The sequence below is a fragment of the Gillisia sp. Hel1_33_143 genome (assembly GCF_900104765.1).
Classification (GTDB): Bacteria; Bacteroidota; Bacteroidia; order Flavobacteriales; family Flavobacteriaceae; genus Gillisia.
Map to the genome: position 1 here is coordinate 2,732,520 of NZ_LT629737.1, position 13,116 is coordinate 2,745,635.

The 13,116-nt window shown below is 33.1% G+C and carries 11 protein-coding genes; 8 read left to right on the top strand and 3 right to left on the bottom strand.

Translation table 11 applies throughout. From position 1 onward, the window contains the following. The first annotated feature begins 213 nt into the window (after positions 1–213). On the top strand, positions 214–351 hold the full coding sequence (locus BLT84_RS16105) for a hypothetical protein (protein ID WP_157717934.1): 138 nt from the start codon (positions 214–216) through the stop codon (positions 349–351). A 45-nt stretch (positions 352–396) separates the two neighbouring features. On the opposite strand, the gene BLT84_RS12745 is transcribed toward BLT84_RS16105, so the two are convergent. Next, entirely contained in the window at positions 397–1,929 is a 1,533-nt protein-coding gene (locus BLT84_RS12745) for an FMN-binding glutamate synthase family protein (protein ID WP_091266386.1), read from the bottom strand. Between the two features lie 255 nt (positions 1,930–2,184). Beyond that, a complete protein-coding gene (locus BLT84_RS12750; RefSeq protein WP_091266389.1) occupies positions 2,185–2,820 on the bottom strand; it encodes a hypothetical protein in 636 nt (211 codons plus the stop codon). Positions 2,821–2,956: 136 nt separating this feature from the next. Between BLT84_RS12750 and upp the strand changes: the two genes are divergently transcribed. Both upp and BLT84_RS12760 read left to right on the top strand, forming a co-directional pair. Next, a complete protein-coding gene (gene upp / locus BLT84_RS12755) occupies positions 2,957–3,613 on the top strand; it encodes a uracil phosphoribosyltransferase (RefSeq protein ID WP_091266393.1) in 657 nt (218 codons plus the stop codon). A 184-nt stretch (positions 3,614–3,797) separates the two neighbouring features. Continuing rightward, complete coding sequence (locus BLT84_RS12760) at positions 3,798–4,628, top strand: OmpA family protein (RefSeq protein WP_091266396.1); 831 nt, start codon at positions 3,798–3,800, stop codon at positions 4,626–4,628. A gap of 50 nt (positions 4,629–4,678) precedes the next feature. On the opposite strand, the gene BLT84_RS12765 is transcribed toward BLT84_RS12760, so the two are convergent. Then, positions 4,679–4,972, bottom strand: coding sequence for a putative quinol monooxygenase (locus BLT84_RS12765; protein ID WP_034892920.1), 294 nt, complete (start codon positions 4,970–4,972; stop codon positions 4,679–4,681). Between the two features lie 282 nt (positions 4,973–5,254). Between BLT84_RS12765 and BLT84_RS12770 the strand changes: the two genes are divergently transcribed. The 5 genes from BLT84_RS12770 to BLT84_RS12790 all read left to right on the top strand — a co-directional run bounded on the left by BLT84_RS12770 (position 5,255) and on the right by BLT84_RS12790 (position 13,111). Further along, entirely contained in the window at positions 5,255–5,749 is a 495-nt protein-coding gene (locus BLT84_RS12770; protein WP_091266399.1) for a DUF4402 domain-containing protein, read from the top strand. Positions 5,750–6,004: 255 nt separating this feature from the next. Then, positions 6,005–6,487 carry a DUF4402 domain-containing protein gene (locus BLT84_RS12775; protein WP_091266402.1) on the top strand — a complete coding sequence of 161 codons (483 nt, stop codon included), beginning with the start codon at positions 6,005–6,007 and terminating at the stop codon, positions 6,485–6,487. 94 nt (positions 6,488–6,581) lie between these two features. After that, positions 6,582–7,076, top strand: a complete 495-nt coding sequence (locus tag BLT84_RS12780; RefSeq protein ID WP_091266404.1) for a DUF4402 domain-containing protein — start codon at positions 6,582–6,584, stop codon at positions 7,074–7,076. Positions 7,077–7,155: 79 nt separating this feature from the next. Next, positions 7,156–7,968: a molecular chaperone gene (locus BLT84_RS12785; RefSeq protein ID WP_091266407.1), complete on the top strand. Its 813-nt coding sequence runs from the start codon at positions 7,156–7,158 to the stop codon at positions 7,966–7,968. 10 nt (positions 7,969–7,978) lie between these two features. Continuing rightward, complete coding sequence (locus BLT84_RS12790; RefSeq protein ID WP_091266410.1) at positions 7,979–13,111, top strand: hypothetical protein; 5,133 nt, start codon at positions 7,979–7,981, stop codon at positions 13,109–13,111. Positions 13,112–13,116 lie beyond the last annotated feature (5 nt).

Here is a 13,116-nt window from a genome sequence, read left to right on the forward strand (position 1 = left end):
GAAAAATTAAAAAGTTTATTTAAAAATCTCGCTATATGACATAATCACTTTGCTACAGAATTAGTTAAAGAGATAAGATTACTAAAAGAACATTCAGTTGAAAGAGATACTTTACCAAAAACATTTCAACAAATTTGGAAAGATCTTTTTTCTAATTTTCGTGATCGAAATGACAAATCTATTTTAAAAGACAGCTTATCAGCAATAAAACGAATGGCAAAAACCTATGAATTAAGTTTGGCAAATGATATATTCCTAGCGACTATAGAAGATGTTCTTAGAGCTCAATTAAATGAAGTTAAAATCAATATTTCTAGAGAAGATTCCTTTGTTAATCTAAATAGTCGTTAAGAGGTATTTTTATGCCAATGATATTAGAATCTACGTTTTCCTTATTTATCTCTCCGCCAAAGCTAAATTATTTATAAATGAACCTATTTCTACACTTGGGTGAATACTTTTATAAGATTTATTTTCATGATTTATATTCTTAAAGATAAGCGCTCTATTTAATTTTTCTAAAGTATCACAACCTGCACCTGCAAGGAGATCTCTAAAATCTTCTAATGTCTGCTCATGGTAATTTTTAACTCTTTTCCATTTATCCTCAACCACTAAACCGCGCATTAAAGTTGGATCATTCGTAGCTACGCCGGTCGGACACTTATTACTATCACATCTAAGTGCTTGTATACAACCTAGCGCCAACATCATTCCTCGTGCAGAATTACATATATCTGCACCTAAACTTAGCGCCTTAAAAATATCGAAAGCTGTAAAGATCTTTGTTGCGGTAATAACTTTAATATCTTTTTTCAAATTAAACCCTCTCAGCGTATCCACTGTAAAAATTAAGCCTTTTTCCCACGGCATACCTACATAATTCGAGAAATCTATAGGAGCTGCTCCTGTACCTCCTTCTGCTCCATCTACCGTTATAAAATCTGGTTTGATACCGGTTTCCACCATTTTCTCACAGATCTTAGTAAATTCTGATTTACTTCCAATACAAAGTTTAAATCCTATTGGCTTACCATTAGATAATTCACGCATTTGCTGAACAAATCTTAAAAGGCCTTCAGCATCATTAAATGCACTGTGCCCCGGAGGAGATAGCACTGCAGTATGGGGCTTTACACCTCTTATTTGTGCAATTTCCTCATTATTTTTGGAAGCAGGCAGAACCCCTCCATGTCCCGGCTTAGCTCCCTGAGATATTTTAATCTCAATCATTTTCACCTCCTTTGTTGCAGCTATCTTTTCAAATTTTTCTGGAGAAAAACTACCGTCATCTGCTCTACATCCAAAATATCCAGTACCTACTTCATATACCAGATCTCCCCCATTTAAATGATATGGAGAAATACCACCTTCTCCTGTATTATGAGAAAAGTTTCCCTCTTTTGCACCCAAATTAAGGGCCTTAATTGCGTTTTTACTAAGTGCGCCATAACTCATGGCGGAGATATTAAATATACTTGAAGAATATTTTTGTTTACAATCTGGCCCACCAACTTCTACTCTTGGAGTTTCATTTAAAATTGAAGACGGATAAATGCTATGTTGCATCCATTTGTAATTTTCTTCTTCTACATTTAATTGAGTCCCAAAAGGATGAGTTTCTCGCTGTAATTTAGCTCTTTGGTAAATGTATGTTCTATGATTTCTATCTATAGGTTTACCATCTGTATTAGACTCTATAAAATACTGATGAATCTCCGGACTTATCATTTCTAAGAAATATCTCATATGCCCAATAACCGGGAAATTTCTTAAGATAGTATGCTTTTTTTGAACAATATCGTATATACCAACCGAGAATATAATGATGCCAAAACACACAAAACCGTACACTGGCCAAAGGATAGTTCCTACAATTAATAAGACAATAAGTAAACAGATAAAGGTAAAGCGGATAGCTTCTCTCATGAGGAAAATTTTAGATACTATTAAAGCGAAAGAATTGCTTTTGTATTTATTAGCGTCTAAAGTTACAAAAAAGTATAGCTTGGATGCTGTTAAGAATATCTCAATAGATTTGAAATACCGTGAGAATTAAAAGATTAGTAGTAGAATAAAAAAGAATTTAAAAAGTTATAATCTTAATAATTAGACGGTAAGACTTTAATAAAAAGCGTTAAAACAGATATGTTGAGCTAAATAAGTATTCTTAATAACTAGTAATTATTGCTTTACTATAATCATACTAGCTTTAGCTCCGGTTAATAAATTCCATTCACTTGTTGAGATAAGTTCTCCTAATTCACCTAGAACTTTTAATGCAGCAGTATTAGGCCCAGATGCACCTTGATTTAGAGCTTCGAATTCTATGGTATTGAATCCCGGTTCTAATGTTACAAGCACTGGAGTAAAATTACTCCCTAATTCGAGGTTGTTCATTATCAATTTCCCATTAACTGTAATTCTAACTCTATCTCCATCAACATATTGATAATCTCTGCAATAAACTTCTACAAACTTGCCTGAAGTTATATGATCCCCTAAATATTGATTTTCCCTATGACCTTCTTTTGCAGCTGCATCTTCCGTCCATTTTTTTTCTACAAAATCTCCCGCCGTCATTAAGCCATTATCTGTTCTCATACTGAATTCTTCTTTCTTGGGAGTAGGATAATTTTCAGCTTTCTGTGTTCTGCTAATGAATGGATTTTTAGAAGTAGCATTTGGAATATTATTAGATGTAGGGATAGAAGAGCCACTACTACGCTGAATTGGAAGACTTTTAGTAGAACTTTCTACCTGAGCATTAATTGAGCTTGTAATAAATGTTATTAATAGTATAGAGAATAAATATTTCATCGAATTAAAAATAAGGAACGCTGATTTATTTTATAAGTATCAAATATAAAACCAATTTTCTCCATTCTTGTAGGAATTATAAATATGACTTGGAGAGAACTAAGAATTCTACTTAACTTTATCAAAAAACAAAGCAATGCAGATCATCAATCTTCAAGATAACAACTCTATATTAAATAAATTCATTTCACAGTTACGCGATGTATCACAACAAAACGATAGAATGCGCTTTAGAAGGAATATAGAACGTATTGGAGAAATTATTGCTTATGAAATAAGTAAAGATTTACAATATGAAATGAAAGCAGTTGAAACCCCATTGGGAACTTCACATATTAACTGCCCAAAAGAAGATATTGTTATTTGTTCTATACTTCGTGCCGGATTACCATTACATACTGGAATTTTAAATTATTTTGATTCTGCAGAGAATACTTTTATCTCAGCCTATCGTCATCATATTAATGAAAAGGATTTTGAAATTAAAGTGGAATATCTAGCTTCTCCATCTTTAGAAGGGAAAACTTTGATCTTAGCAGATCCTATGCTTGCAACTGGAAGTTCTTTTATCAACGTTTTTAATGCCTTAAAAACAATGGGAACTCCAAAGAATATTTATTTAGCCTCAGTAATTGGGGCACAGCCGGGAGTGGATAACCTACAAAATGAACTTCCACAAGATGTTAAATTATTCATAGCTACCGTAGATAGAGAATTAAATGATCATGGGTACATTGTACCAGGATTGGGTGATGCCGGGGATCTTTGTTATGGTTCTAAGTTACAGCATTAGAAGTAAGTATAAATTTATCTCCTTCTTTAGATTCAACCTTTTATTGAACAGTGTTATTGTATTGACATTATATTAAAAAATTGTTAAACAGCATTTTGTTATACTATATAGAAAATCAGGTCGTTTTCTGTGAAAGACTCTTCAACCCAAATTAAATAGGAGTCATAACTAAAATAACCTAGAAATGAAAAAAACCTTATTAGTAACAGTTTTATCGGTAGCAATGTTTACCTCTTGTGTCTCGAAGAAAAAATATGTAGCCTTAGAAGGTCAATTATCAGACACGCAAAGTAATCTACAGCGTACCACCGTAGAAAAAGAAGAAGCTCAAAGAAAATTAGACGCTATTGAAGCGAGAGTTTCAGATTACAATGCAAAGATCAATTCTTTAAAAGAATCTAATGACGCTAAGATGGAAATGAACGATCTTACCGTGATGTCTAATAACACGAAAGAGAAGATGCGAGCTACCATTGCAAAAATGGATTCCTCAGAATTAGAAGGAGCAACTACTTTAGAAGATTCCATTAATTTGGCAGTTTCTTATAATCTTAAGCAATCTATTTCATCAGAAGGAGAAAGTGATGATGTTAATATTACTGTAGATAAGACGGTGGTAATGATCAACGTTTCAGACAAACTTTTATTTAATAGTGGAAGCTATAGAGTAAATAGTAAGGCGAATGGCTTATTAAAGAAATTGGCAGAAGTTATAAATTCTGAGCCTAGTATGGAAGTGATGGTGGAAGGTCATACAGATGATAGAAAGATGGTAAAAGAATCTTACCTTCAAGACAACTGGGATCTAAGCGTAAGACGTGCAACTTCAATTGTAAGATTATTACAAGATAAGTATAATGTAGACCCGTCAAAATTAATTGCTGCAGGTAGAAGTAGTTATTCTCCTTTAGTTGAGAACACTTCAAAAGATAATATGGCTAAAAACAGAAGAACAAGAATTGTGATCATTCCAAATCTTGATAAATTCTTTGCTATGTTAGATTCTGAAAAGTAATACATGTAAATAAAATGAAAAAAGGCCCTAATTAGATTAGGGCCTTTTTTTTATACAGCAGATAGAATTTCTATTTTTTTGATATCTGGTTCTTCCTCCAATAATTCTGAAGATTTTTCTTTTAAAGCATTTGCTATCGCTCCGTTTAAGTGAGCCTCTCTTCCCGCTTCTGTTTCAAAAGTATCAAAGATGCCAAAAGTACTTTCATCTATTTTAAATGAGTACCAAGTTATGGTCTTCTCTTCTTTCCTCGCTAAATTAACAGCTTCTTTAATAAAATTTGAAACTTCCATTTCCTTCCCTGGCTTCGCTTTAAGGGTTGCTAGTAAACCTAATTTTTTCATAATAACATTTTTAATTAAATAGAAGAAATTCTTCAATTCCCTATTCCTCTAATTTATTACTATAATAAGCGTTGAAACCAATATTGGCAAAATTTTAATTGTAGGAAGAAAAATGTAAGACATATCTTTAATTAACTGTTTTTAAGATATTTATCTATTATCTAGATGAGATGCTCTTAACTATATCTTAAAGTTTTATGTATTTCATCGATTATTTATGTATTTAATCGGATAACGGGAATATATTTTTATCTTTAATCAAGCTAATAATAAATAGCATTTATGCAAATTCGCTCTCTTTACATATTCTTCTCTTTAATAATCCTATCTGGAGTAGGTTATGCTCAAGCGACTGCAAATTTCACAGCCTCTGCAACTATAATAGAACCTATAACAATTACTACCACTTCTCAAATGAACTTTGCTAGTATTGACGCTAAGAATGGTGGTGATGTAGTTCTTACTCCAGATAATAACAGATATACTATAGGAGAAGTTGAATTAGATGATGCAAGCACTGTTGCGGCAGCAAGTTTTACGGTAACAGGACAAAAAGGATATACGTATGATATCTCTTTACCAAAATCTGAACATGTGCTTACCAACGGTTCTGAAGAAATGATCATAAAGAATTTTACCACAGATCTAAATAGTGGTTCATTAGCAGGTGGCAGCCAAACTTTTCGTGTGGGTGCCACGCTACAAGTAAATCCTAATCAACAACCTGGTATGTATGCTACTCCTGGAAGTTTAAATGTTACAGTAAATTATAATTAATAATCTTTTAGCTAAATTATTAAACCTCCTCTTTTAATTTTAGAAATAAGTAAAGATTACGCTATTCCTTCTTTCAGTAATGCTATTTTCTCTTACTATATCCTATTTCCTCCTAAATTTCATGTTAACCAACTACAGTTAAATGCATTTCAACGAGTATAAATTGCCGCTTAACGAATATATTTTGACGGTGATGACATTTAGTGTCATATTTGCCTTGTTAAAAAAAATAACAAACCCCAAAACCTACTTAACATGAAAAAAATTACTTTTATCCTACTAGCACTTATTTCAGGTACAACTTTCGCACAAAACTCATCTAAAGAAGCTGCTGATGTTTTAGCTGTTATTGCTCAGCCATTAGCTCTTACAACTTCTGGGAATTTAGATTTTGGAACTATCGCTTCTCCAGAAGCAGCAAGTGATGTAGTATTGTCGCCTGCAAATGAAAGAACTATGTCGGATGCTATGAAAATTCCAGGTAATTTAACTACATCGGTTCCTACTTTTACCGTTACTAAAGAAACTGGTTTAACTTATAAGATCGTTACTTCTAAAACAGATCTTGAATTGGATGGTGCAAATGATATCGTTATTAAGAATATAGTTACAAGTTTAGAATCTGATAGTGGGGTAACCGCTTCTTCTTTTACCGTAGGTGCTACAATAGCATTAGGAGCTAGTCAAGCACCTGGTAATTATAAAGGTGAAGTTGCTGTAACTGTGAGTTACGAATAACATATATAGATTGATTATATAATTAAACGCCGCCCATTGTGGCGGCGTTTTTCAGTTTTAAAGAATCTTTGTCTAACCGTTATTGCGAGTCAAAATGAAAAATTATATTTTCATCATACTTATAATCTTATGCGTTTTTAACGTTACCGCACAAAATTCAGCTTCTGCAGCTATAAATAGTAGAGCAACTATTATTGATCCAATTAAAATAGACAAAACTGTTGATCTTGATTTTGGAAATGTGATTAGTGCTTACAATCCCGGTCAGGTAATTCTATCTCCCGATGGTTCTAGAGTTGCATTTGGTGTAGAGATCTCGAGTTCGATGCCTGGAAATGTTAATCCTGCAGAGGCTTTGGTTACCCATGGTAATAATAATTATGCAATCACCCTTCCTGAAGAATTCACTTTGTATAATCAGGAAAATCCAAACCAGATCTTAACAATCAATCGTTTTACCGTAAAACCGCAAGAAGGGAATATTATGGACCTTATTAAAATTGGAGGCACCTTAAACCTTGAAGCTAATCAGGTTTCTGGTACCTATACCAACTCTTCTGGGTTCAACATTACAGTATCCTATAATTAAATTAGTATTTTCTTAACAGGTTATAACTAATTTATTACCTTTGAAACCAACCTACTAACATTAATCCAACCCCAAGGATATGCTAAAAACTATACCCTATACCCTATTATTAATCCTTATATTTTCTTCATTAACTACATTTGCTCAGGGTGATCTTATGATCATGCCTAAACGTCTGGTTTTTGATGGATCTGAAAGATCTCAAGAGATTAACCTCGCTAATACAGGTAGTGATACTGCTGTATATGCCGTTTCTTTCGTGAATTATATAATGACCGAAAAAGGGAATTTTGAACAGGTGGAAGAACCAATAGAAGGGCAGCGATTCGCTACAGATTTTTTAAGATACTTCCCTAGAAGAGTTAGTTTGGCACCAAATCAGGCTCAGACAATTAGGGTTCAACTTACTAAAACAGGAAATCTTAAACCGGGAGAATATAGGTCTCATATGTATTTTAGAGCCGTAGAGGAGCAAACTGCTTTAGGATCTGAGACTAATGAAAGTAGTGAAGGTATTTCTATAAATATCAAAACTGTATTTGGTATTAGTATCCCTATAATAATTAGAGAAGGTGAATCTAATACTATTATTAAACTGTCAGATTTAGAATTAAGTAAGCAAGGCGAATTTCCAAGATTATCTTTAACCATTAACAGAACTGGAAATATGTCTGTCTACGGAAGTTTGATCGCCAATCATATAGCTAATGATGGTAAGAAAACAGAGATTGGCATTGTTAAAGGTGTTTCTATATATACTCCAAATACAAAAAGGGCCTTTAGTTTTGAACTTAGAGAAGCTTCAAAGGTGGATCTAAACTCTGGTACTTTAACTGTTAGTTATATGGAAGACAAAGATGAAGTTTTAGCAACTAGCGAATTAAGCCTATAGGTTTACGCTTATGAAGCAAAACTATTCTAAAATTTTCTTATTTTTAAAACCAGGCCTACTCCTGGCTGTCTTTTTGTTTTTTGGAATTAGTGCTCAGAGTCAAACAATTATAAATGTAGATCCTGGTGAAATTAGCTATTGCCAAGGTAAAACTTTAGATTTCCAATTTACCGTAAGAAATGGTGGAGGTGGAAGTGTTGGATTTGATACTGAGTCAGTTTATACCTTACAAATTGGTTATACAACTCGAAGTGGTAATAATCTTATTTTCACAACTTTAGACGAATTTAATTTTACCAATAAACAAGGTCCTGCAAAAGTGGCCTTTGAACAACAATTAATTCAACATTCAATAAATATTAGAGCTGATCTTCCTGTTAGATCCGATTATCAGTTACTTATATCTTCTACCAATCCTAATGTACCTATTTCAATAGAGAGTTTATCAGCTGATAAATTTCAAATTTTAGCAAATAGTAATATACAATATCAAGAATCTGATATAGGGCAAAATAGTTGGATTGGTCATGTGTACGACGGAACAAATCAAAATAGAACTTTCACTCAGAATTTCACTAATTACATAGGAGGTTACACAGAGTCTTTGAGTTTCGATCAAAATTTTGGAGGCAATACTACCCTCTTTAATATAGGTAATGGTGCTTGCGCAGATCAAGTTCAAACTGAAACCTTTTCGGTTCGATATAGAATGTTATCTTCACTTAAAGGGCTGTATTATACTAATATTGGTTCTGATGATGGTACTCGTTTGAACATCGATGGAAACTTGATATATGATGATTGGAATAATCATGCCTATAGGAATCAGGATATACTTTTAAATTTATCTGGGAATAGCAACTTAACTTTAGACTATTTTGAGAATACTGGTGGTAACAGCGTTAGTTTTGGAACACCTATCAAAATAATTGAGAATAAGCTCTCTACTAACATTAGTCAAACCATTAATTCTAGTAACAATCCTCGAGTTATATCTGGAGATAGTTTTAATAATTTGCCTTCAGGAATTAGTACAAGTGGAACAGGATACCAATGGGTGTATAGTAATTCTTTAAATGGTGTCACTACTACAATACAGGGAGCTACTCAGGCAACCTACACACCAAATATTAATGTAGCTCCATTTAATACGGCTGGCACATATTATATATATAGAATTGCAAGCTTAATTGGCAATAATAGAGGCCAAAATAATTATAGCACATCTTTAAAATCTAATCCAGCAACTATTGTAGTAGAAGAGCAAATTCTTATAACAGGGCAACCTCAAAACACCATTTCCTGTTCTAAAGATCAAATTACATTAAATGTAACAGCCCAGGGCCAAGGATTAAGCTATCAATGGCAACGGAACGATGGAGGAAATTCAAATAATTTCTTTTCTATTTCTAATGGAACAGATTTTTCAAGTACTACTACTCCAATGCTAAAAATAAATGCTGCAACTTGGATGAACAATTTTAGATTTAGAGTTGTTATAACTAATTCTAATGGGGTATCTAAAACATCGAGTGCCGCTTTATTAACTGTTAACCAAAGTCCCCAGGGAATAAATGCTCAGCCTACCAATAAGGTAGTATGCGTTGGGAACAATATTTTCTTCCAAACTTATACTTCTAATGATTCTACACAATGGCAGGTAAGTAATGATAATGGTAGTAGCTGGACTAGCTTAACAAATAACCAAAATTACAGCGGAGTTAATACAGAACGTTTAAATATTACTAGTGCTCTGGCAAGTTTTAATAATAATTTTTATAGAATAGCTGTTTCCAATCAAAGTTGTACTGTATATTCAAATGCTGCCAAATTACAGGTAGATTTAGATCCTATAACTGTTCAACCAAAAGATGTAACCGCTAATTTTGGAGATAATGCAATTATAGAAGCTGGAGTAACTGGAAATAATCTTTCCTTTCAATGGCAAACTTTTAGCTCTAATTGGTATGATATTGAAATTGATGAAAATTACGGAGGAACAAATACAAAGAGATTAGAACTAAAAACTGTTGGTTACTTCCCTATTGATGGTTCAAGATATAGATTGCTTGTTACTAATAGCAATGGTTGCGTATCTATCTCTAATACAGCGGTTCTAAACGTAACTCAAAATACTTGTAATATTAGTCCCACTATTTCATTAAACGCTCCTAGCGTTATTTGCGCTGGGAATGTAAATATTAATGGTGTTCTAACGGGAGTAGCACCTTGGGCAGTTAGTGGTACGATTAACGGAGCGGCTTTTGAATTAAATTTCAATGATCAAAATTTCAATTTCCCCATTAATCTAAGAGAAACTACCAAAATAAATATTACTAATATCTCAGATGCTAATGGATGTAGAAACACTGCTCCAAATACTTCTATTACTGTTAATGTTATAAATAGCATAGAGAATAACGTTATAATAGGAGATCAACAGAGTTGTGGTGCTTTGCAACCTAAAACTATAACAGGAGAAAACTTAGGTGCTGGTTATATTTATGAATGGGAAGCTAGCACTACTGGTCCAGATTCCGGATTTATTGCAGCTTCTGGGAAAAATAATGAAGCTAATTATACTCCTGGAGTTACAACAGTAACAACATGGTATCGTAGAAAGGTAAATGTTCAAAACTGCAATTCAAATATTTCAAATTCGGTTAAAATTACCATTGATCAGGAAATCTTAGATAATAATATCTCATATTTTAATGGAACCTCCGGACAAGTAAAAGGTACTGTTGCAGAAAATGGAATTTTAAATCTAAAAGCACCTGGTAGTGCTGTATTTACTTATGTGAATTTTGCAAGCTACGGAACTCCTCAAATTGAGAACGGAAATTTTAAAATTGATAATTCCTGCCACGCTGTAAACAGTAGAGCAATATCAGAATCTCTAATTTTTGGGGAAAATGGGGTTGAAATAGCCGCAAGTAATAATTCTTTCACAGACCCATGTGTTGGAACAGTCAAAAGCCTATCTATTTTAGCTACCTATTCAGAAGCATTTTGCCAAGGTACTGAAGATGGTTTAATAACAGGTTCTGAAGTTAAAGGCGCTAGTGTCTCCTACAAATGGCAAATTAGCACACAAGGGCCATCAGGGACTTTTGCTGATGCTTCAGGAGTAAATAATCTAAAGAATTATAATCTAGAAACTTTGGTTCAAGATATTTGGGTAAAACGTATCGTTAATTCTGGATCTTGTAGTAGTAACTCTCCAGTATTATATATACCAGTTATTGAAGAAAACACTTGGACAGGAACGGCAAATTCAGATTGGAATAACACTGCAAATTGGAGTTGCAATTTACTACCAACACTTAAAACTGATGTTAGAATCCCTGAAGATCTGGTCTCTAATAATTATCCTGTGGTTTCATCAGGAGCAAATGCACTTGCCAAGAGCTTATTTATTGAAAGTAATGCAAGTATAGAAGTAACTAATAACTGGTTAAGGATTGCCGGAACTTTAAAAAATTCTGGGAGCTTAATTGCTGAATCAGGTAGTATTTCTTTTGAAGGGAATTCAGCTCAGATCATTCCGATTGCCGCTTTTAAGAATAATAGAATTGAAAATCTAAGAATTAGTAATACATCTGGAGTTACTTCAGAAGCAATTATTGAAATAACAGGTATCTTAAAAGTAGAAGTAGGAAATTTTAATGCTGGGAATCTAGTTTCCTTAATTTCTAATAAAGACAAAACTGCACTTATAGACGGAAGTGGTTCTGGTGAGGTAGTAGGATCTATTAAAATGCAACGATATATCGATAAAGCTTTTGGTTATAAATATTTTAGTACGCCTTTCAATAATTCTGTAGCTGGAGATTTTTCTCCTTATATGGATTTCAAAGACCCAAGCAGTAATTTCCCTAACTTCTATCGTTATAATGAAAATAGAAATATCAATATTAATAATGTTGTTAGAGATGCTACAGGATGGGAAGATTATTCTACCATATCAAATAGTTTAAATGTAGCTGAAGGTTATGCTTTAAATTTTGGAACTAATACTTCGGCACAAACAATAGAGTTAAGTGGTGTAGTTAACAATGGCGTAATTCCTACTCTTACTTTAGAAAACAATCACAGAGATTATACTAAAGGATTTCATTTAGTTGGAAATCCATACCCTTCTCCTATAGATTGGCTAGCATCTAATGGATGGACAAAGACTAATATAGATAATGGAATCTACTTCTTCACTGCAAGTGATACAAGTCAATATACCGGTACCTATACCGCATACGTTAATGATATTTCTACAGGAGATCCTGTTGTAAGTAACGTTTCTCCTAACATTATACCTTCTATGCAGGGCTTCTTTATCAAGGTTAGCGATTCTGATAGTAAGGATTTGGTAGTTGGTAATTTTGGTATGAATAACAATGTTCGTGTAAATGATTTTGATCAGCAATTCTACAAGTCGGCAATAAATAATACCAAACCTATTATTCGCTTAGAAGCAGGTTTTAGAAAGTCCGCAACTAAAGATCCATTAGTATTATATTTTTCACCATATGCATCTCGTAATTTTGAGAAAGAATTAGACGCATATAAATTGATGAATACAGATCCTTACGTTCCGAGTTTTTATACTACTACGGAAGATAAAAAAGATCTAGCCATAAATGCGATCCAACCGCCAATTGGAAACGATTACTCAAAAATTCCTTTAGGGATAAAAGCTGAAATTGCTGGTGAGATGTCTATTCAATTATCTTCAATAGAAAATCTAGCTTCAGATTTCAATATCTATCTAATAGATCATGACAAGAAAAAGGTTCAAAATTTAAGAGAAAATGATACCTACACATTTATGATGTCTGCGGGTATTGTAAATACTAGATTTGAACTTATGTTCTCTGAAGAAATAATGACCAGCCGTGCCATTGCTTTTGATGAACCTTTTGACATCAAGATTGAAGATGGTGAAGTTAATGTGCAATTAAATTTGAAAGATCAGGAAAAAGGAATCTTGAGAGCTAGTACAATTGCAGGGCAAATGCTTCAGATTAAAGAAGGATACGGTAAAGAAAAAGTTGTATTTGAAGGTATTACCAGTAATGGTGTATACATTCTAAATCTTCAAGTGGGTGATGCTTTTTATGCTAAGAAGATCATTATTAATAGATAATTCTA